At 55.1% G+C, this 20,916-nt stretch carries 21 protein-coding genes and 1 pseudogene; 14 read left to right on the plus strand and 8 right to left on the minus strand.

What is annotated here, in order from left to right:
• Positions 1-29 precede the first annotated feature (29 nt).
• Genes FQ179_RS03575 through FQ179_RS03585 form a run of 3 tightly spaced genes read right to left on the minus strand, consistent with a single transcriptional unit; the run spans position 30 to position 2,816 of the window.
• Positions 30-1,331, minus strand: a complete 1,302-nt coding sequence (locus FQ179_RS03575; RefSeq protein ID WP_149395885.1) for a TRAP transporter large permease — start codon at positions 1,329-1,331, stop codon at positions 30-32.
• Positions 1,324-1,830: a TRAP transporter small permease gene (locus FQ179_RS03580; RefSeq protein WP_149395886.1), complete on the minus strand. Its 507-nt coding sequence runs from the start codon at positions 1,828-1,830 to the stop codon at positions 1,324-1,326. Before FQ179_RS03580 ends, FQ179_RS03575 begins: the two co-directional genes overlap by 8 nt.
• Before the next feature lie 8 nt (positions 1,831-1,838).
• Positions 1,839-2,816 (minus strand): TRAP transporter substrate-binding protein, encoded by a 978-nt coding sequence (locus FQ179_RS03585; RefSeq protein ID WP_149395887.1) that lies wholly within the window; start codon positions 2,814-2,816, stop codon positions 1,839-1,841.
• A 372-nt stretch (positions 2,817-3,188) separates the two neighbouring features.
• Between FQ179_RS03585 and FQ179_RS03590 the strand changes: the two genes are divergently transcribed.
• From FQ179_RS03590 to FQ179_RS03600, 3 genes are read left to right on the plus strand one after another with little or no spacing between them, the layout of a single operon-like run.
• On the plus strand, positions 3,189-4,031 hold the full coding sequence (locus tag FQ179_RS03590; protein WP_223146214.1) for a peptidoglycan DD-metalloendopeptidase family protein: 843 nt from the start codon (positions 3,189-3,191) through the stop codon (positions 4,029-4,031).
• Between the two features lie 3 nt (positions 4,032-4,034).
• Entirely contained in the window at positions 4,035-4,712 is a 678-nt protein-coding gene (locus FQ179_RS03595) for an AzlC family ABC transporter permease (RefSeq protein ID WP_255474904.1), read from the plus strand.
• A complete protein-coding gene (locus FQ179_RS03600) occupies positions 4,709-5,065 on the plus strand; it encodes an AzlD domain-containing protein (RefSeq protein WP_149395890.1) in 357 nt (118 codons plus the stop codon). Before FQ179_RS03595 ends, FQ179_RS03600 begins: the two co-directional genes overlap by 4 nt.
• A gap of 175 nt (positions 5,066-5,240) precedes the next feature.
• On the opposite strand, the gene FQ179_RS03605 is transcribed toward FQ179_RS03600, so the two are convergent.
• From FQ179_RS03605 to xth, 4 genes are all read right to left on the minus strand, one after another.
• Entirely contained in the window at positions 5,241-7,535 is a 2,295-nt protein-coding gene (locus tag FQ179_RS03605; protein ID WP_149395891.1) for a bifunctional (p)ppGpp synthetase/guanosine-3',5'-bis(diphosphate) 3'-pyrophosphohydrolase, read from the minus strand.
• 17 nt (positions 7,536-7,552) lie between these two features.
• Positions 7,553-7,756, minus strand: coding sequence for a DNA-directed RNA polymerase subunit omega (gene rpoZ / locus FQ179_RS03610; protein ID WP_149395892.1), 204 nt, complete (start codon positions 7,754-7,756; stop codon positions 7,553-7,555).
• Positions 7,757-7,790: 34 nt separating this feature from the next.
• Complete coding sequence (gene gmk, locus FQ179_RS03615; RefSeq protein WP_149395893.1) at positions 7,791-8,426, minus strand: guanylate kinase; 636 nt, start codon at positions 8,424-8,426, stop codon at positions 7,791-7,793.
• Between the two features lie 122 nt (positions 8,427-8,548).
• Positions 8,549-9,340, minus strand: coding sequence for an exodeoxyribonuclease III (gene xth, locus FQ179_RS03620; protein ID WP_149395894.1), 792 nt, complete (start codon positions 9,338-9,340; stop codon positions 8,549-8,551).
• A 310-nt stretch (positions 9,341-9,650) separates the two neighbouring features.
• On the opposite strand from xth, the gene FQ179_RS22215 reads away from it, so the two are divergent.
• The 10 genes and pseudogenes from FQ179_RS22215 (at position 9,651) to FQ179_RS03665 (ending at position 18,861) form a co-directional block, all read left to right on the plus strand.
• Positions 9,651-9,791, plus strand: a complete 141-nt coding sequence (locus tag FQ179_RS22215; protein ID WP_180119493.1) for a hypothetical protein — start codon at positions 9,651-9,653, stop codon at positions 9,789-9,791.
• A gap of 115 nt (positions 9,792-9,906) precedes the next feature.
• Entirely contained in the window at positions 9,907-11,088 is a 1,182-nt protein-coding gene (locus FQ179_RS03625) for an acetyl-CoA C-acyltransferase family protein (protein WP_149395895.1), read from the plus strand.
• Positions 11,063-11,854 (plus strand): spermidine synthase, encoded by a 792-nt coding sequence (locus FQ179_RS03630; RefSeq protein WP_255474820.1) that lies wholly within the window; start codon positions 11,063-11,065, stop codon positions 11,852-11,854. Before FQ179_RS03625 ends, FQ179_RS03630 begins: the two co-directional genes overlap by 26 nt.
• Positions 11,855-11,982: 128 nt before the next feature.
• Positions 11,983-12,951: an ABC transporter substrate-binding protein gene (locus FQ179_RS03635; protein ID WP_149395896.1), complete on the plus strand. Its 969-nt coding sequence runs from the start codon at positions 11,983-11,985 to the stop codon at positions 12,949-12,951.
• Positions 12,952-13,048: 97 nt separating this feature from the next.
• The gene (locus tag FQ179_RS03640) at positions 13,049-13,942 is read left to right on the plus strand and encodes an ABC transporter permease (protein WP_149395897.1); all 894 of its coding nucleotides are present in this window, start codon (positions 13,049-13,051) and stop codon (positions 13,940-13,942) included.
• Position 13,943: 1 nt separating this feature from the next.
• On the plus strand, positions 13,944-14,738 hold the full coding sequence (locus FQ179_RS03645; protein ID WP_149395898.1) for an ABC transporter ATP-binding protein: 795 nt from the start codon (positions 13,944-13,946) through the stop codon (positions 14,736-14,738).
• A gap of 233 nt (positions 14,739-14,971) precedes the next feature.
• A complete protein-coding gene (locus FQ179_RS03650; RefSeq protein ID WP_149395899.1) occupies positions 14,972-15,736 on the plus strand; it encodes an endonuclease/exonuclease/phosphatase family protein in 765 nt (254 codons plus the stop codon).
• Positions 15,733-16,905 (plus strand): annotated as a pseudogene (clsB, locus tag FQ179_RS03655) (cardiolipin synthase ClsB); the annotation flags it as partial. The gene FQ179_RS03650 and the pseudogene clsB, both read left to right, overlap by 4 nt.
• Before the next feature lie 302 nt (positions 16,906-17,207).
• On the plus strand, positions 17,208-18,206 hold the full coding sequence (locus FQ179_RS03660; RefSeq protein ID WP_149395901.1) for a lysylphosphatidylglycerol synthase domain-containing protein: 999 nt from the start codon (positions 17,208-17,210) through the stop codon (positions 18,204-18,206).
• A gap of 76 nt (positions 18,207-18,282) precedes the next feature.
• Positions 18,283-18,861 (plus strand): hypothetical protein, encoded by a 579-nt coding sequence (locus FQ179_RS03665; RefSeq protein ID WP_149395902.1) that lies wholly within the window; start codon positions 18,283-18,285, stop codon positions 18,859-18,861.
• A 126-nt stretch (positions 18,862-18,987) separates the two neighbouring features.
• On the opposite strand, the gene FQ179_RS03670 is transcribed toward FQ179_RS03665, so the two are convergent.
• Positions 18,988-19,308 (minus strand): BON domain-containing protein, encoded by a 321-nt coding sequence (locus FQ179_RS03670; RefSeq protein ID WP_149395903.1) that lies wholly within the window; start codon positions 19,306-19,308, stop codon positions 18,988-18,990.
• A 202-nt stretch (positions 19,309-19,510) separates the two neighbouring features.
• On the opposite strand from FQ179_RS03670, the gene FQ179_RS03675 reads away from it, so the two are divergent.
• Positions 19,511-20,869 (plus strand): efflux RND transporter periplasmic adaptor subunit, encoded by a 1,359-nt coding sequence (locus FQ179_RS03675; protein WP_149395904.1) that lies wholly within the window; start codon positions 19,511-19,513, stop codon positions 20,867-20,869.
• The last annotated feature ends 47 nt before the right edge of the window (positions 20,870-20,916 follow it).

The following is a 20,916-nucleotide window of genomic DNA, read 5'->3' on the forward strand; positions in this document are numbered from 1 at the left end:
TTTTACCCGAAGTAATCAGGAGGCGCTTTTTATAGCTTCATATTACGGGGCAACCAGGTGGCGATCTCGGGTATGAAGTACAAAAGAAGAACGCCCACAATCATAAGCGCAAACATGGGGAAAGCTGCACGTGCCAGGTAAGGGAGTTCTTTCTTGGTCATGCCTGACAACACAAACAAGTTAAAGCCCACCGGGGGTGTAATCTGCGCCATTTCTATAACAAAGACCAGAAAAATGCCAAACCAGATCAGGTCGATGCCTGCGGCGTTGACGGTGGGCAACAGCACCCCCATGGTCAGTACGACAATAGAAATGCCGTCCAGAAAGCACCCGAGCACCACAAAGAAAACCATCAGGGCGACAACCAGGCCGAACTGTGACAACCCCATGGATGCAATCCACTCAGCCAAGGCTCTGGGAAGGCCGATATAGCCCATAGACAGCGTTAAAAACTGTGCGCCGGCCAATATGAGCGCAATCATGCAATAAAGCCGTGTTGCCCCCATGAGTGCGTCTTTGAAAACCTTCCAGCTCAGAGACCCCTGCACAAGAGACAGCAACAGGGCACCGACCACACCAAGTACGGCCGCTTCGGTTGCCGTGGCGAACCCGGTGTAAATAGCACCAAGCACGGCGGCAATCAGCAGAATGACGGGTATGAGATGACGCGATTGATAGACCTTTTGCATGAAGGTCATGGGCTCACCGGCTTTCGGGATCTGGTCTGGGTGCATTAGCGACCAAACAATGATGTAGCCCATAAACAAGGCAGCCAGCAGCATGCCGGGAAAAATACCAGCTATAAACAGCTTGGAGATGGATACATCGGCAGCCACCCCATACACAATCATGATGATTGAAGGGGGTATTAGCAGACCTAAGGTGCCAGCTCCTGCAAGCGTGCCCAAGATTTTTTCTTCTGGGTACCCCCGGCGTGTGAGTTCAGGAATTGTCATCTTGCCGATGGTGGCGCACGTGGCGGCAGAAGAGCCCGATACAGCAGCAAATATGGCACAACCGACAATATTGGTGTGTAACAGTCGACCTGGTATGCTATCGAGCCATGGAGCCAGGCCTTTGAACAAGTCTTCGGACAAGCGTGAACGAAACAGTATTTCGCCCATCCACAGAAAAAGAGGTAGCGCGGTGAGTGTCCAGCTCGATGCCGCACCCCAAATCGTGATGGCCATGGCGTCGCCGGCCGGGCGATTGGAAAAAAGCTCCATGCCCAGCCAGGCCGTGCCCGCGAGCGTCAGGCCTACCCAGACGCCGCCCGCCAGAAAGCCGAAAATCGACAAGACGAGCAGGCCGATGATTACTACTTCACTCATAACGTTGCTCGTCGCTTTCTGAAGCCGGTGGAATGCCTTTGCACCGGCGAATCGTTTCGTCCAGTATGGCAATAAAGAAAATTATCGTGCCCACGGCCATGACGACCTGTGGGATCCATAATGGTGTTGCATCGTCGCCAGTGGAGATATCGTTAAACGCGTACGAGTCGAGCACCAGCTTGCAGCTGAACCAGGCCAGATTGGCTGTAATGGCACAGGCTACGAGCAAGGCAAAGATATCCAGTCTGATCCTGCCCTTGGCGGGCAGGGCAGACAAAAGCAAGGTTACGCGGATGTGTTCGCCCCGGCTGAACGTATGGGCCAGCGCAAGAAACCCTGCTGCCGCCATGAAATAACCCGCGTAGGCATCAAGGCCGCTGATATGGACGCCGATTTGGCGGGTGACAATCAACATAAGAATTGCCACCAGCAATGCGACCATAAACACAGCGGCCAGCCCACCCGACACCAGATACAACCCGTCGAGAAACCGTCGCATAGTGACTCTTACTTGTCAGCGCGGTAAGTGTCGATCACCTGCTTGCCTTCTGGGCCGGCCTTCTCAAGCCATTCGGTCAGCATGGTGTCGCCGACTTTATCCAGACCTTGCATCAGTGCATCGGAAGGTTTGATGATTTCCATACCGTTTTTCGACAGCTGCTCCAAATACCACTTGGTTTTTTCCTGGGAGTCTTTCCAGCCACGCTTCTCGGCCTCGTCGCCAGCCTTGTTCAACGCTTCTTTGGATTTGTCATCCAATGCGTCGTAGGCCTTTTTGTTCATGATGAGGGCGTTCTTGGGCAACCAGGCCTGGGTGTCGTAAAAGCGCTTGATGTACTCATATGCTTTGGTGTCCCAGCCGGTGGAGCCCGAAGTCATGAATGCCTGAACGACGCCTGTGGCCATGGCCTGGGCCAGTTCGGCTTGCTGGATGGTAACGGGCTGTGCGCCAACAAGCTCCGCAATTCGTGCAGTGACGGGGCTGTAGGCACGCCATTTGACGCCTTTAAGGTCGTCAACGGAGTTGATTTCTTTATTGGAGAAAATGCCTTGGGGGGGCCATGCCACGGTATAAAGCAGTTTCATGCCCTGCTGCCCAAGTTTCTTGTCCAGCAACCCTTTCTGAGCCTGGTATAGCTTCCAGGCGGCATCGTAGCCGGTTGCCAAAAAGGGCAGGCCGTCTAGTGCATAAATAGGGTCGTCGTTGGCAAAGTTGGTGAGCAGAATTTCACCGATCTGGGCCTGATTACCTTGTACCGCACGTTTAATTTCAGGCGCTTTGTACAGCGAGGCGTTGGCGTGCAACGTGATATCAAGTTCACCACCCGAGTATTCTTTAACGTCTTTGACAAACTGTTCAAGGTTCTTGGTATGAAGATTGGAAGCCGGGTAGGCGCTGGGAAGATCCCATTTTGTGACGGCCTGGGCATTGAGCGTAAACGCTGCTGCACTGGTTGCGGTAATGATAGCGAGCATTTTATTCATGAAGTTGGTCCTTTACATGTTGAAAGGGCGCAGGGTCATGACCCTGCCGCGTCCTAACGTTTAAAGCAAGCGAAACAGGGCATGAGATAATGCATATCCGTTTCGCACGGCGGCTTGATTGTAGTGTGCGCGGTCGTCTTTCCCTTGCCTTAACGGGTAATTTAGGGGTAAATCCTAGGCGTTCGGCGCACTGCCAGCGAGTTACACGCTTTATCCGCAAGCCCGGTGGCTGCCGGCAGGGCTGCAACCGCTGCTTACGGCTGATATCGCTACCGGCCCGGTTCGGTTATCAATGGTTTGATCCATACGTTTGTCTCTTAGTGCTGTCGGCAGAGACAATGACTTTTTTCAGGTTACGGAGCTTTTTTCATGATGCGCGCTGTACTTTTTACGCTTGCCCTCACACTGACAGCGTGGACGCCTGCATGGGCCCAGGGGTATATGGCGCGGGCGCTGAATCACCCTGTGCCCGGAGGCGTGGCGGTGGTTGGCCTGGGCAACGGCGCGGCCACTCCTTCGGCAGCCTTTGAAAACAAGCCTGTCATGGTGCTGCAAGACAGTGACGAGCAATGGATCGCCCTGGTTGGGCTTGATCTTAAAACGCAAACTGGTCCGCACCAGATCAGCATAAAAACAGCAAGCGAAGCGCGCACTGTTAATTTTAATGTGGACGCGCGTATCTATCCTTCACAACACATAACCCTCAAGAACAAACAGCACGTCAACCCCGACCCCGAGCAGGTTAAACGCTACGAGCGCGAATATAAACAGCAGATCGAAGCCTATGCCAGCTTTCGCCCCACCGGGCCCAGCAACATCGTGCTCGACCGGCCTGTAGAGGGTGGGCGTCTTTCCAGCCGCTTTGGTCTGCGCCGCTTCTTTAACGGCGAAGAACGCAATGCGCACTCGGGGCTAGACTTTGCCGTTCCTGCTGGCACCCCCGTCAAAGCGCCTGCCGATGGCGTGGTCACCATCGTGGCTGATTATTTCTTCAATGGCAAAACCGTGTTTGTTGATCACGGGCAAGGCCTGGTTACCATGTACTGTCACTTATCCGCTTCAGAAGTGAAGCCGGGGCAGACAGTTAGCCGTGGTCAAGTCATTGCCCGCGTTGGCGCTACCGGTCGGGCCACAGGGCCGCACTTGCACTGGAACGTAAGCATGAACGGCAATCGTGTCGATCCTGCCATTTTTATCAATGCTTACCAGCCCTGAGTGATGCGTTCGGCATTGTTACGGGGGCTGGGCGCCAGTCTTTCCATCGCTGTTGGCTACGTGCCTGTGGCGATCTCGTTCGGGCTGGCTGCGGTCTACGCCGATATATCTCCTTATATGGCCGTACTGATCTCGGCACTGGTGTATGCGGGGGCTGCACAGTTTGTACTCATTAGCCTGGTTGCGGGCGGCGGGGCAGCCTTCAGTGTTGTTGGTGTGGTGCTGTTAATGAATCTACGCCATCTTTTTTATGGCCCTGCCATTTTGTCGCGGTTAGATGGTTCAACGCGCAAGCTGCCTCTGGTTGCGTTGGCCGCTGGCCTTACCGATGAGGTTTTTGCAACGTCTGTGGGCAAACTGCGGGAGCAACCGGCACATGAGCGTGAGCATTGGTACGCTGGCCTGCAACTCGGCGCCTATGCTTCGTGGGTTGCGGGGACGGCGGTGGGTGCCTGGTTTGGGCGTGACTGGCTCAGCAACTCTGCGGTGGTAACACAGACCTTGGGTTTTGTACTGCCTGCCTTGTTTCTCGCGTTGCTGCTCGAAGTTCGCACACTGGTGCGACCGTCTGTGCTGGTGGGAGCAGCGCTTGTATCGTTGCTCGCACTAACAGTGCTTCCGGGCTATGCAGCAATTCTGGCAGGTATGGGCGCAGGCGTTCTGATGGCGCTTCGGTCATGAGTACATCAACCTTGCTTTGGGTCGTGCTGTTCAGCGGTGTAGGCACGTTCTTGATCCGTCTCATTCCCATGATATGGCAGGACCGTGGCAGTATGAACACTGCACGCCATGGCCGCCTGCGTCGCGCTCTCGATGCCATTGGCCCAGCCGCCATTGTGGCGTTGCTGGTGGTTTCGTTCTGGGGGCTGGTTAATGTTCGTGAAGACGCTGTTGCCACCGTGGTGCCCGTGGTGGCGGGGGTGCTTGGCGTGATGGCCGGCAAGGCATGGCTAAATACCATTGCCTGGGGCACACTTGCTGGTGTGCTGGCCTACGGTGCAACGGTGTGGGCTTTGACGAAATGGTGGCTATAAATAGTGTTTTGCCAAAATGATAGGCCAGGAAACAATAGATAAGAACACAACAGGCCAAACACACCAGGCCAGATTAGGCATTACAGATACCAAAAGACCAGACCAGGTATTGTATAAACGATGAATGTTGAACGCCATCTATGTGGCCTCATCGTGAGGCCACACGCTGAACTGTTTAGCCTTTTAACCGAACAATCTTTTGTACCTGCGGTACATGGCGCATGGCACGAATAACCTGAGCCAGATGCTTGCGGCTGTCTACTTGTATGGTCAAGTGCAGCAATGTTGTTGCGCCCGCATCATCTTGCATGGTCAGGTGCATGATGTTGGAGTCAGCCTCGGTAATTTCAGCGGCCAGGCGGCCCAGCACGCCGCGTTCGTTGATGGTGGTTACATCAAGCCGTGTGGACAAGTGGCGTGCGGTGTTGGTGTCCCAGATGACGGGGATCCAGCGCTCGGGTTCTTTGGCCCGCTGACGTTGCGCTACCGAGCATTCTTCCATGTGCACGACCAAGCCGTGACCCAGCCGTATACCGCCGATAATGGCATCACCGGGAAGCGGGCCGCAGCAGGGGGCCAACTGCACTGCCTGGCCCTCGTTGCCATGGATGACAATAGGGCTGCTGGTTGAAGAGCTAAACTCATCGACTGCTGCCGCCGTGGTGGCTAAAATGGGGTTTTCAGGAGCGAATCGGCGCGCAACAACGGCGGCAAGCCTTTTGCCCAGGCCGATATCTGCCAGGATCTCTTCTCGTGAGATGGCGCCTGACCCTTTGGCCAGTTTTTCCCATTCGGGATCATCGCTGGCAGGGTGGGGCAGATGCAACTGATCAAACGCCTGGTTTAGCAAGCGCTGGCCGAAGGCAACAGACTCTTCATACTTGACTGTGCGCAAGTAGTGGCGGATTTCAGAGCGGGCACGGCCAGTGCGTACATAGTTAAGCCATTGCGCACTGGGTCGCGATGCTGGCGACGTGACGATTTCTATAGCATCGCCACTTTTGAGTTCGGTACGCAGGGGCGCGAATTCGCCATTGATCTTGGACGCGACGGCCTGGTTGCCAATATCAGTGTGAATCGCGTAAGCGAAATCGACGGGTGTGGCACCACGTGGCAGCGACAAAATTTTGCCCTGTGGCGTAAACACATAAACGGCGTCGGGGAATAGATCAACCTTGACGTGTTCAAGAAATTCACCTGAGTCGCCGGTTTGGCTCTGGATGTCGAGCAATGATTGCAGCCACTGGTGCGTGCGCTTTTGCAGATCGTTGAGCGACACGTCTTCTTCTTTGTACAGCCAGTGCGAAGCAACGCCTTCTTCAGCGACGTGGTCCATGTCGTGCGTACGAAACTGAAATTCGACGGGTGTGCCGTAAGGCCCTACAACCGTGGTGTGCAACGACTGGTAGCCATTGATTTTTGGAATGGCGATGTAGTCTTTGAATTTACCGGGAACGGGCCGGTAAAGTTGGTGCAGGGTGCCCAGGGCCAGGTAGCACTCAGGCAGCGTGTGCACGATAACCCGAAACCCATAGATATCAAGTACGTCGGAAAATGACTTTTTTTGTTCCTGCATCTTGGTGTAGATGCTAAACAAGGATTTTTCGCGACCACTGACGTCGGCTTCAATGCCGGCGGCCGGCAACGCTACGCGTACCGCATCGGAAATTCTGCCTAGTACTTCACGGCGGTTGCCACGTGCCGCCAACAGCGCTTTATGCAGCACATCGTAGCGGTTGGGGTGTATGGCCTGAAAGCAAAGGTCTTGTAGCTCGCGAAACAGGGCGTTGAGCCCCAGTCGGTGCGCAATAGGCGTGTAGATGTCGAGAGTTTCGCGCGCTACACGCCGACGTTTTTCTAAGCTTACCGCGCCTAGGGTGCGCATATTGTGCAGACGGTCAGCCAGCTTTATGAGAATGACGCGTACGTCGCGCGCCATGGCCAGAAGCATTTTGCGAAAGCTTTCGGCCTGCTGCTCGGCCTTGGTGGCAAATTCGAGGCGATCAAGCTTGGACACGCCATCGACGATTTCGGCGACATCGGGGCCGAATTTTTCGGCGAGCTCTTGCTTGCTGACGTTTTGATCTTCGATGACGTCATGCAGCAGAGCGGCCATGAGCGAGTCGGCATCCAGCTTCCAGCCGGCGCATATTTCGGTAACCGCGATGGGGTGCGAAATGTACGGTTCGCCACTTGCCCTGAACTGGCCCAGATGAGCCTGGTCTGAAAAGCGATAGGCTTCTTTAACCCTTTCGATCTCTTTGGGCGCGAGGTACTCGCTAATAATTTCGGTAAGCGGTGCCAGTGAGGCGATGGTGTTGGCCTTGGTGCTGCCTGACTCGTCAGCAGCACCAAGGGCAGAGGCACCATGTTGGGGGTTGCGGCCAGCCTTGCGGCGGCGCAGGCGCGGGCCTTTTTTAAGGGCAGCGATTAGGCCTGACGATGCGCCTCGTAGTGCAGAAAATGCCATGGCCGCCCCCTGCTGAATTAGGTCGGAACCTTGCGCAGCATTTCGAGGCCGGTCACGCCCGCGGCGATTTCACGCAAGGCGGTGACGGTGGGTTTGTCTTTGGTGTCAAGGCGGGGCTCGTGGCCTTGCGCCAGCTCACGTGCCCGGTATGCGGCAACCAGGGTGAGGTTGAAGCGGTTGGGGATTCGATCAAGACAGTCTTCGACGGTAATGCGCGCCATGTTTTACCTTGTATGAGTTGCTAACGGAAGGGCTTCAGGCGGTGGTTTTGCTGATGCCCAATTGGGAGAAAAGATCTGCATGACGGGCAGCCTGCGTTGCATAGCGCAATCGCGTTGCGGTGACAACAGCCGCCAGCTGCTTTAATGCGGTGCTAAATTCTTGATTAATAATAACATATTGACACTCAGAAGCATGGGCGATTTCACTGCCCGCTGCAAGCAACCGCCGCGCAATGACATTGGGTGCGTCTTGCCCACGCTTGGTGAGCCTGGCTTCGAGCGCCTCAATGGAGGGAGGCAAAATAAAAATACCTATTGCCTGAGGGAAGCGTTCGCGCACCTGACGTGCTCCTTGCCAGTCGATCTCGAGCACTACATCCTGGCCGTTTTTTAAGGCTTCATCAATGCGGTCACGTGGCGTGCCGTAAAAGTTGCCGTGCACTTCGGCCCATTCGAGCAGCGCGTTGTTTTCGCGAAGTACCTCAAACTGTTCATGCGTGACGAACCGATAGTGCTTATTGGCCTCTTCGCCAGGCCTGGGTTCGCGCGTGGTGCACGAAATGGACAGGACGATTGAGGGGTCTTGCTGCAGCAGCCCGTTGACGAGGCTGGATTTGCCTGCGCCGCTTGGGGCAACCACGAGGAAGATATTACCGGAGTCAGATGACATGATCAGAAAAAATAACAGAATAAAGCGCAGATTTTACCAGTTAGCGTGAGCAGGCCGGCCTTTGGAGAGGGCTTAATCTTCTGGATATGATGTTAAGTGAGAACGGTTAACCTTGCAGGGCTTCAAATTTTTTGGGTGAAGTCGAGCGTGGCCACAACGGGTGTGTGATCAGAAGGTTGCTCGTTGCCGCGTGGCTGCTTGTCGATGACGCAGCTGGTGCAATAAGGAGCGAGCGCGTCGGAGAGCAATATATGATCAATGCGCAGGCCTGCATTACGACGATACGCAAAGCGGCGGTAGTCCCACCAAGTAAATGATTTCTCTTCTTGAGGAAACATGCGGAAGGCATCGGTGAGCCCAAGCCCAAGCAGCGATGAGAGCGCCTCCCGTTCGGCGGGCGAAACCAATATGTCGCCTTCCCATTTGGCCGGATCATGGACGTCTTCGTCGGTGGGGGCAACGTTGTAGTCGCCAAGAATGGCCAGCCTGGGGTTTTCTTTGAGTTCATCGGCCAACCAGTCTTGCAAGGCGGCGTACCAAGCAAGCTTGTATTCGTATTTGTCGCTGCCCACGCTTTGGCCGTTGGGGCAGTAAGCACTGATGATGCGAATGTCACCGATCGGGCTGTCAACGGTGACGGCCACGATACGCTGTTGCGGGTCATCAAACCCGGGGATGTTGCGCTGGACATTTGTGCTTTCGGCCGGGCCAATAATCGCCACGCCGTTATAGGTTTTTTGGCCTGCCCATTGTGCCTGATAGCCGATTTCGCTAAAGGCTTCGAGTGGGAATTTGTCGTCGGCAAGCTTGAGTTCTTGCAGGCAGAGGGCATGCACTGGGTTGGCCTGCAGCCAGTCTAGCACCTGAGGCAGGCGCACCCTGAGTGAGTTTACGTTCCACGTTGCAAGTTTCATGTGATCCATTTTATTTTGCAGGTTCGAGGGGCGTACACACGGCGTACACGAGATACAGGCATTGTACAGACGAGCTGTCTAGCCACCGACCAAAGCAGTGGTAGAGGTGGGACCACGAAACAGATATGTCGCGAAGCAGGCCAGCGATGGTCTATCTTTTAGGTCTGAAATAAAGTGTTAAGCCCCGTCAGGTGGCTTCTGTTTTACCTAAGTGTTTGTAGTAATTGGTTTTTTTTCATAATGTGTGTTACCCTGTAAGGTGTCGAGGGCGCACGGGGCGCCCTTTGTCGTGCCTTTAGGAGATCATCACATGGCAACAAAGAAGACGGCCAAGAAGCAGCCTTTTGTTATCGAGCCCCTCAAATGGGTCGCTCCAGACCAGCGTGATAGCAACACAGACGGCTCCGATGACAGCAAGAAGGCCAAGCCAGCAAAAGAATCCCAAGACTAGGCCGTCTCGGTTTCTGGCTATTAGATGTATGCGGCAGTGTATTGCACTGCCGCATTTTTTTTACTTTGACGTTATTATTGCCTCTTTACCACGGCTGAATATTCAGGAGACTGGGATGGAAGACGTAGTTGTTGTTGGTGCCTGCCGCACCGCCATTGGTGATTTCGGAGGCGCGCTCAAAGACGTGGCGCCGTGCGATCTGGGTTCAACCGTTGTCAAAGCCGTAATGGAGCGCAGCAATGTACAGGCCGCCGATGTCGGCCACGTTGTTTTTGGGCATGTCATCAACACAGAGCCGCGCGACATGTATCTGTCGAGGGTTGCTTCCATTAATGCGGGCATTGGCCATGAAACCCCCGCCTTCAACGTTAATCGGCTTTGTGGGTCGGGCCTGCAGGCCATTATTTCGGCAGCGCAGGCGCTTATGCTTGGCGACGCTGAAGTCGCCATTGGCGCGGGTGCAGAAAGCATGAGCAGGGCGCCTTATGTTGCGCTGGGCCAGCGCTGGGGTGCGCGCATGGGCGACAGTGTCATGCTCGACATGATGACAGGGGCGCTTTCAGACCCCTTCGATAAAATGCACATGGGTGTTACTGCCGAAAATGTGGCCGAAAAATACGGCATTAGTCGCGAAGACCAGGATGCACTGGCGCTTACGTCGCATCAGCGTGCTGAAGCCGCTATTTCCCAAGGTCATTTTTCGGCGCAGATTGTTCCCGTAGTGCGCAAGACGCGCAAGGGCGATGTCGTATTCGATACTGACGAACACGTGCGCATGGGCGCTACTGCCGAAACATTCCAAGCTCTTAGGCCTGTATTCAAGAAAGAGGGCGGCACGGTCACGGCCGGTAATGCGTCAGGGCTAAATGATGGTGCCGGTGCCGTACTCCTCATGACCGCCAGCGCTGCAAAGGCCCGTGGCATCAAGCCCATGGCGCGTCTGGTTTCGTATGGGCACGCTGGGGTCGATCCCAAATATATGGGTATTGGCCCGGTGCCTGCCACACGTATCGCACTTAAAAAGGCGGGGCTAGATATTAGCCAGATTGATGTCATTGAAGCCAACGAGGCTTTTGCGGCTCAGGCCTGCGCTGTAAGCAAAGAGCTAGGTTTTGATCCGGCCAAAGTTAATCCTAATGGTAGTGGCATTAGTCTTGGCCACCCCATCGGTGCAACAGGCGCCATCATCACGGTAAAGGCGCTGCATGAGCTTGACCGCATCGGCGGGCGCTACGCGCTGGTAACCATGTGCATAGGCGGCGGGCAAGGTATTGCCGCCATCTTCGAACGTGTCTGAGGCCGTGGCTCATCATGTGGATGATGAGCCCACCCTTTCTGAAGAGGACGGCATCCGCTATTTGCATTTCGGCACCCGTTGGGTGCAGGGCGCCATGCGTACCGCCCGGCCGGCCGATCTGGTATTGGCCTATACGCAGCAAATGATGGGCTGGTTGCTTTTTCTGGAGCCCAGTCGGCACGATGAGGTCGGTATTCTGGGTTTAGGGGCGGGCTCATTGTTGCGCTATACCCTCAAGCACACTCCGGCCTCGGTACATACCGTCGAATGGAACCCGGCCGTAACCGCAGCCTGTAGAATGTATTTTCGGCTGCCGGGCGCGTCACGCTCTACGATCGAACATTGTGATGCAGGCATTTGGGTCGAAGATGGCAGCAATGTGGGCCGTTTTATGGCGCTCATGGTTGATCTGTACGATGCTGGGGCTCAGGGCCCTGTGCGCGACTCCCTCGAGTTTTATCAAGGTTGTCGCAATGCGCTTGCCGAGACCGGCATCATGACGGTCAATCTTTTTGGCGATCACGCCAGCTTTCCCCGCAATCTGGACAATATCCGCAGCGCTTTCGACGGGCGTGTGCTGGAGTTGCCCGAAGTTGATGCCGGCAATCGGGTCGTGCTGGCTTTCAAGGGGCCGCTGCTTGACGTGTCAGTGGGGCGGTTCTTGCAGCGGGCAGAGCAGGTGGAGGCCACGTACGGCTTACCCGCCCGACGCTGGGCCAGGGCTTTGCTGGCGCAGCAAGGTTCAAGTTTGTCTATGGCTATATAGTGCGTATTCAATCGATTTTGCGATAGTGGCAGGGATATCCCTTGCGGAAAAAAAACGATCAAAAGGGTAAGCTACGCCCACCCACCGCGCGCGCGATGCGCTGCGCAGTTATTTACAAGGAGTTCTACATGAGGTTGAGCAGTTCGGCCAGGCTGATCCTGGGTGCCGCAGCTTTAATGGGCGCAATGGCGCAAGCTCCTGCGATCGCGCAGTCGGTTGCGGTAACGTCCATTGTTGAGCACCCCGCACTGGATGCAGTCAAAGACGGCGTTAGACAGGCGCTCACTGACGCAGGCTATACCGACGCCAAGGGCTTAAAGTGGCAATTTCAGACAGCTCAGGGCAATACGGCCATTGCGGCGCAGATTGCGCGCAAATATGTTGGCGACAACCCCGATGTAATCGTGGCCATCGCCACGCCTTCGGCGCAAGCCGTCGTGGCCGCAACCAAAACCATACCTGTGGTGTACTCAGCGGTTACTGACCCCATCGCTGCCCAGCTTGTAAGCACCATGGATGCCACAGGCACCAATGTTACCGGTGTCTCAGACGCACTTGTGCTTGAAAAACAGATTGAGCTGATCAAGAAAGTGGTGCCAGAGGCCAAGCGAGTAGGTATGGTCTACAACCCGGGTGAAGCTAACTCGGTTGTAGTGGTCAAACGCCTGCGCGAGCTGCTGCCTCAAGCAGGCATGACGCTGGTTGAAGCGACTGCCGCTCGCACGGTAGACGTTGGCGCCGCCGCACGCAGCCTGGTGGGCAAGGTCGATGTCATTTACACCAACACCGACAACAACGTGGTGTCAGCATACGAAGCGCTGGTTAAAGTGGGTAATGACACCAAGCTGCCGCTGATTGCCTCTGACACAGATAGCGTCAAGCGCGGCGCCATCGCTGCACTGGGTGTCAACTATCGTGACCTGGGCGTGCAAACCGGCAAAATGGTGGTACGCATTCTCAAGGATGAAAAGCCTGGCGATATCCCGTCCGAAACCAGTAGCAAGCTTGAGCTGTACGTTAACCCGGCCGCTGCCAAGGCTCAGGGCGTGACGCTGACCGAATCGTTCATCAAGTCAGCGACTGAAGTCGTCCAGTAAACGCGACGAGTTGGTTTAAACTTATTGGCGGCACAAAACAGGTGGGTTGCACAAGGCGGCCTGCCTGTTTCTTTTTTCTCTTGCACGAGCTGCATCAATGTCTATTTACTCTTTATGGGGCGCACTCGAAATCGGTCTGATCTTCGGGCTGGTCGCGCTGGGCGTATTGATTTCCTTCCGGATATTGCGCTTTCCGGACCTTACCGTTGACGGAAGCTTCCCCTTGGGTGGGGCTGCGGCTGCGACGCTGATCCATGCGGGCCTGGACCCTTTCTCGTCCACGCTACTGGCCACATTTGCAGGCGCCCTGGCAGGCATGATTACCGGATGGCTCAACGTAAAGCTGAAGATTATGGATTTGCTGGCCAGCATTCTTATGATGATTGCCCTGTACTCCATTAATTTGCGTGTTATGGGCGCACCCAATGTGCCGCTAATCATGGAACCCACGGTTTTTTCGGTATTGCAGCCTGATGGCGTGGTCGACTACGTGGCACGACCCATAATGCTGCTAATTTTGGTAATAGTGATCAAGTTTGGGCTTGACTGGTATTTTTCAACTGAAACCGGCCTGGCTATGCGCGCTACGGGGTCTAATCCACGCATGGCGCGCTCGCAGGGCGTTGCGACGGGCGGGCGTATTCTGGCTGGCATGGGTATATCAAATGCGCTATGTGCGCTGGCGGGTGCATTATTTGCACAATCGCAGGGCGGGGCCGATATCTCCATGGGCATAGGCACGATTGTTATTGGTCTGGCCGCTGTTATTGTGGGTGAAAGCATACTGCCGTCGCGGCGTATGGCATATGCCACGCTGGCGGTTATTTTGGGCGCGGTGCTGTACCGCTTTTTCATTGCCCTGGCGCTTAATGCTGACTTTATCGGTCTGAAGGCGCAAGACCTTAATCTCGTTACAGCCGTGCTCGTCACGATTGCGCTGGTCATACCGCTAATCAAGCAGCGCCTGCGCGGCAACAAAAAGAGGCGTTGATATGCTGAGCGCAAAAGATCTTTATATAACCTTCAACGTAGGCACACCGATTGAAACCCGTGCACTACAAGGCCTTTCACTAGAAATTCCGTCGGGGCAGTTTGTGACGGTAATCGGATCTAACGGGGCCGGAAAGTCTACGTTTTTAAATGCCGTCTCGGGCGAGCTGGAGGTGGACACCGGCACCATCGCTATTGATGGGCAAGACGTTACCCGCCAGCCCGTCTGGACCCGAGCACAAAGGGTGGCGAGGGTGTTTCAAGACCCCATGGCAGGCACGTGCGAAGACCTGAGCATTGAAGAAAATCTGGCCTTGGCTTATGGGCGTGGCAAGCGGCGCGGTTTTTCAAGAGCGGTCAAAAATGCCATGCGCGATGAGTTTCGTGAACGGGTATCCATTTTGGGCCTGGGCCTGGAAAACAGGCTCTCCGATCGTATCGGCCTGTTATCAGGTGGCCAGCGCCAGGCGGTTAGCCTGCTTATGGCGGCATTGCAGCCTTCGCGGATTTTGCTGCTTGATGAGCATACGGCAGCGCTTGACCCACGAACCGCGCAGTTTGTGCTTGAGCTTACTGACCGTATTGTGGGTGAGAGCAAATTGACCACCATGATGGTGACACACAGCATGCGTCAGGCGCTTGATGTGGGTGAGCGCACCGTTATGCTGCATCAGGGTAAGGTTGTGCTCGACGTCTCGGGCGAACAGCGCAAGGGTATGGAAGTGGCTGATTTGTTGCATATGTTTGAGCGGGTACGTGGCGAAGAACTGGCTGATGACGGTTTGTTGTTAAGTTAAGGTGAGTGCGTGGGCAGTGTGAGCCAATCGGTTAAATCTCCGGCTGAAAAGCGCTACCGCTACTGCAATATTGCCAAGTTTTCAGACGGACACTTGTTAAACCGTAAACCGTGAGTGTGACAAAACAGCTGTCGGCTTTTGTTGCTTTGGGTTTGCCTGGAGCTGGCAACATGGAGCATGAGTGGCACGCCACTTGCTGGGGAATCTGCCATATATAACTTTCACTGGGTTTCATGGCCAACAAGGACGCATCACTCACACTCAAAATTCTGACCGTAAACACGCACAAGGGGTTTACGGTGTTTAACCGCCGCTTCATTCTGCATGAGCTGCGTGAAGCCATCCGTTCGACCGGTGCAGATATTGTTTTTCTTCAAGAAGTACTGGGGGCCCATCAGCTGCATGCTGAAAAGCTGGCCACCTGGCCTACTACAAGTCAATATGAGTTTCTTGCCGACTCCATCTGGCCCCAGTTTGCGTATGGGCGCAATGCCGTCTACCCAAATGGCCATCACGGCAACGCGGTGTTGTCGAAGTTTCCAATTACCTATCACGAGAATATTGATATCTCAGTGGGTGAAAAGGAAAAGCGCGGCATGCTGCACTGCGTGGTCAAGCCGCCAGGCTATGACGGAGAGGTGCATGTGGTGTGCGTGCATTTGGGCTTGCGTGAAGGTCATAGAACGACCCAAATGGGCGAGTTGTGCAAGTACATAGGCAACGAGGTGCCGCAGCAGGCGCCGCTTGTGGTGGCGGGTGATTTCAATGACTGGCGAGAACGTGGTCAGCGCCTGCTTGCACGCAGCGCCAATCTTCGTGAGGTGTTCTGTGAACGACGAGGTCGGGTTGCCCGTACGTTTCCGGCTCATTTTCCCTTGCTCAGGCTTGATCGCATCTATGTGCGCAATTTACTGAATTTCGAGCCTATTTCGCTGCGTTACCGCCCTTGGTCGCGCTTGTCGGATCACGCACCTCTGGCTGTGGAGATTGAGTTATGACAGTCACTTGGACAACTGGAAACGCCATTACCTTGCTGGAGAACGGCGAAGATTTTTTCCCGGCAGTGTTTGAGGCCATCGAGCAGGCCCAGCGCAGCGTGGTGATCGAAACATTTATCATATTTGCCGACAAAGTGGGCAATCAGCTGCAGGAAGTAGTTATCGCTGCTGCCAAGCGTGGCGTTAAGGTAGATATTGCAGCAGATGGCTATGGCACAGCAGACTTGTCACCAGCCTTTATCGAGGCCATGACATCTGTGGGCGTGGGGTTTCATCTTTTTGACCCGCAGCCCAAGCGGTTTGGTATGCGTACCAACTTATTCAGGCGCCTGCATCGAAAAATTATTGTGGTTGACGATACGCTGGCGTTTGTGGGCGGTATCAATTTTGGCGCTGATCATCTGGCAGACTATGGGCCAGAGGCCAAGCAGGACTATGCCATCGCTATACGCGGCCCGCTTGTTGACGAGATTGCTCGTTTCGAGTCTGAAGTACTGGCGCCGGTAAAGCCACGTTTTTCATGGCGACAACTGCGCCGCAACAAACAACGCCAAATGGAACCGCCGGGCGATAGTTCAGCAGCCCTGGTGGTTCGCGATAATGACCAACATAAAAATGACATAGAACGGCATTACAGGCTGGGGATACGTGCGGCACAACATCAGATCACCATAGCCAATGCCTACTTTTTTCCAGGCTACCGGTTCTTGCGTGACCTGCGTCGCGCCGCGAAGCGGGGTGTCAACGTTCGCCTGATTTTGCAAGGGCAGCCAGACATGCCGTTTGCGCGCTTTGTCGCCACCATGTTGTATGACTACCTGCTGTCTGCTGGTGTTGAGATTTATGAGTACTGTGAACGGCCTTTGCACGGCAAAGTGGCTGTGGTCGATAACGCTTGGTCAACCGTCGGGTCGAGCAATCTCGACCCGCTGAGTCTGGCACTAAACCTGGAGGCCAACGTGCTTATCCAGGATCGCGCATTCAGTACGCAGCTCCATGAAAATCTTCAAAAGCTTGTTGATAATCACTGCAAGCGCATGAGCCCGGATACACAGCCACGCAGAAAAATTCAGCGCGTTTTTCTCGGTGTTTTTGTTTTTCACTTTCTGCGTAATTTTCCGTCGTGGCTGGCGCGTCTGCCTGCGCGCCAGCCAGCGCTCAAGTCCATATTGGTTGAGGATGACAAACTGATCGATGGCATGCCTGTCGGTGAAGCGGCGACCGATAACGGCCGGGATCACCTAAATGAATCTGATCCTAAGCCAATAGGGCTCGGAACAGACGGAGACCCGGCATCGGCTACCCCTAACATTGTGCGTCCCGCCGTGGATGCAGCCAGACGAGGCGACAGGGGTGCTACAGATCGCGCAACAGAATCCAGTGAAGCTCTTGCACCAGACGGTGCCGACGCGGGGCAACACGCTTATTCGCATGAATACCTAGACTCGGGTCCAAGAACCAAGGAGTCCACATGAAATCATCATGGGTCTCGTCGTGCATAAACTGGGGCAAGGCAAACTGGTCCAGATTGCGAACAGTATTGACCACGGTATTTCTGATACTGATTGTGCTTTTGATCGGCATGGCGGCGTGGAAAGTGGAATGGAGCGAGGTGCTGAAGGCGATGGCGCAGGTTCCCCTACGTGCACTTGCGCTGGGCGGCGTGCTCACGCTGGCCAGTTATTTTGTGTATGCAACCTTTGACCTGATCGGAAAACGGTATGTCGGGCACAAACTGTCGTCGCTCAGAACGTATCTGTCGGGCATGATGGTTTACGCCTTTATCATGAGCCTGGGGTCGTCTGTGGGCGGTCTGGGCCTGCGTCTGCGGCTATACACGCAGCAGGGTGTATCACCGGGCAAGGCGACCCGCGTCTTTGGCCTGGCTGTGGTCACCAACTGGATCGGCTATCTGCTGCTTGCCGGCGTGGTGTTCGCGCTTGGTGCGATCGACTTGCCTGCAGATTGGTGGCTGGGCACAGGCACGTTGCGAATCATCGGTGCCATCATGGCGGTGGTCGCGCTTGCTTATGTGCTTCTGTGTTTTTTTTCCGGCACACGGTCATGGTCTGTCCGCGGGCAGCAAGTGGAGCTGCCTTCTGGCGTGCTGTCATTACTTCAGGTCTTTGTGGCAACGTGCAATTGGGCGCTTATGGGTTCGGTGTTGTGGGTGTTGCTGCAGCAGCGGGTAGCCTACCCCGTGGTGCTTGGCGCCATACTGCTAAGTGCTGTTGCCGGGTTAATCGCTCGCGTCCCAGCGGGGCTTGGGGTGCTGGAAGCGGTAGTTATTGCGCTGCTGACATCACCCGATATGTCGCGTAGCGAAGTGCTTGCGGGTGCGTTGGTGTATCGCGCCGTCTATTACCTTGCTCCACTTTTTATCGCGGGCGTGATTTATTTGTTGACCGAAATGACGCAACGCAACCGTGCGTCCGCTTTTCAGGCGCCTAACGTAAAGGCACGAAGTTAGTAGGAGCACCCGACACGGGTGCAACTAGTTCGGTGTCATGGTGATGACTGGACTTGATGCGTTTAAGGAGCAAGTTATGGCGTTAATCGTAGCAGCTCGATTCGAGACTTTCGAGGCCGCTAAGGCAGCTGCAATCTCGCTGATGAACGCGGGAATATCATCTGATGCCTTGCATACTTTCTATGTGAATCCAGCAGGCACTCATGATACGTTTCCAGGGGGGGGCGATAGCGTCGCTGACCCTGGATCTGAAGGAGGGCAGTACGGTGCCGTTGGTGGTGCGGCCATTTTCGGCCTTCTCGGCGCAGGGATAGGGATGGCAGTTACTTACAGTTTTGGCGTATCCGCCCTGTTCATTGCCGGTGGTGCAGGGATAGGTGCCTACGTTGGTTCGTTGCTTGGCGCCGTTTATAAGCTGGGGCGAGCTCATCCAGAACGCAGCCGGGCGCAAAGCCGAATTGCCCAAAAACATGAAGGACGGCCCTCAGGCGTGTTGCTGGCCGTACATGTCGAATCTGATCAGGTGGAGCGTGTGTCAGTATTGCTGCGTGACGCCGGTGGTGTTGAGGTAGAAAGAGCTCGCGGCCAATGGCGCGATGGACAATGGCAAGATTTTGATCCTTTGATTAGCCCCAATCTTGAAGTCAAGCCTTAGCACTTGGCTTGCTTACTCCGCCTTCAGCGTAGGCGGAGTAAGCAGGCAATAAAGGGCGCCGACAAGTTTTGGCGGGGTTGGTCGGGTGCGCGACATACCCCACTGTTCAAAGCGAAGAGACATTGTTTATTTTGGTGCTACGTCAATGTCATAATCCACCGACTTAACGCCAGCGACCTGTCGTGCCGCCTGAATGGCGTTTTGTGCTGCTGCCTGGCTGTCGACCTTGCCGCGCAACTTAACTACGCCTTCGTACGTATCAATCTGGATATCATTGGCATGAACGCCAGGCACGCCGAGCACGGCGGCCTGAACCTGTGTGTTTATGGTGGTATCGTCGGTGTATTCGGTGGCGCTGCGCTGTTCGGGTTGTTGATGAGCGCAGGCACCAAGTGTCATGGCCGCAGCCATGGCAAGCAAAAGCTGGGCGGTCCTGGATTTAATCATGCTACCTCCTTTGTTTTAAATTGAGTAGTCAACAGTGACGATAACAGGGCGGCAAATTGCGTGCCTAAGCAGAGTTTGAAACACAACGAAATAGGTATCACTACTTACGTCTGGCGATTACCTATATACTTTACCCCTTATAAAACACTAAGAAATAGACAATGGCGTCGGCATCGGCGCTGTGGTCGTTCGGGAGTCCCTGATGCCGAATCTTCGCCTGCCTACCTGGCAGCAAGCGCGCGTAGTATTGTTTTCATCTCTTTTTTTGCTTGCTGCGTGCGGTGAGAAAAGCCAACCAGCGCCAGGAGGAATGAAGGTTCCGGTCAGCGTTGTCACCGTTGAACCGCGCAAAACTGAAATTTTTGTCGAATTACCAGGCCGTGTTGAAGCGGTCAAAGATGCGCAGATTCGCGCGCGGGTCACCGGCATTGTTCAAGAGATTAATTTCGAGCAAGGCAGAGATATAAAAGAAGGTCAGTTGCTGTTTACCATTGATCCTGCACCTTACACTGCAGTGCGTGATCAGGCTGCCGCCCAGCTCAAAAATGCTGAAGCCAATGTGCGTAGCGCACGCCTGCTTGCCGATCGCTATACCAAGTTAATCAAGGCAAATGCTGTCAGCCGCCAAGAGTATGACGATGCGGCGGCACGCGCAGCGCAGGCAGAGGCGTCCGTGGCTGCTGCCAAGGCTGATCTGCAGTCAGCCACAATCAATCTGGACTACACCAAAATTCAGTCGCCGATTGACGGGCGCATCGGCAAATCGATGGTGACCGAAGGTGCTTTGGTCAGTGCTACGGAAGCCACGCAGTTGGCCGTCGTGCAGCAGCTTGATCGCGTCTATGTGGATATCACCCGTTCAACCACGCAGCTGGCGAACCTGCGCAAGGCGCTCGCCAGTGGGCAACTCACCCAGTCGGAAGACGGCTCGGCGCTCGCTCAGGTGCTGCTTGAGGACGGTTCCGAGTATGAGCACAAAGGCAAGCTTTTGTTTTCGGGTGTTAGCGTTGACCCAACAACGGGGCAAGTAAATTTGCGCGCACTGTTTGATAACCCTGATGAGATTCTGCTGCCTGGCATGTATGTGCGGGTCCGTCTTGAGCAGGGTACAGATGAAAAAGCCCTTATCGTTCCAGAACAGGCTGTTCAGCGTACAGCCGATGGCTTGAACAGTGTCATGGTGATCAAAGACGGTAAGGTTGCTCCCATGACAGTAGCGCTTGGTCCCCTGGTTAAAGATGGGTATGTCATCTATAAAGGGCTTGCTGCCGGAGACGTTGTTATTGTAGAAGGCTTCCAGAAGATTGGCCCGGGAGCCCAAGTGCAGCCAATGCCATGGCAGCCTGGCAAAAAGCCAGCTAAGCCCGGCGCGGGCGCAGCCGCCAAACCGGGCCAGGGCGATAAAGCCCAGGCAGGAGAAGCACCGGCAGAGCCGGGCAAGCAGGCTCCTGCCGACAAACCCGCAGCCGGGGCTGGCAACACCGACGCGGGTGGAGCGGCAGGCGATGCGAGCAAAGCGCCTGATGGTGCTCCTGCATCAAAAGCCAAGACCGAGGGCTGATAAGCAGCCAAATCATGCGGGCCCAGTGGGCCCGCTGCGTTAACGCT

Source organism: Pusillimonas sp. ANT_WB101 (assembly GCF_008369125.1).
Lineage (GTDB): Bacteria > Pseudomonadota > Gammaproteobacteria > Burkholderiales > Burkholderiaceae_B > Allopusillimonas.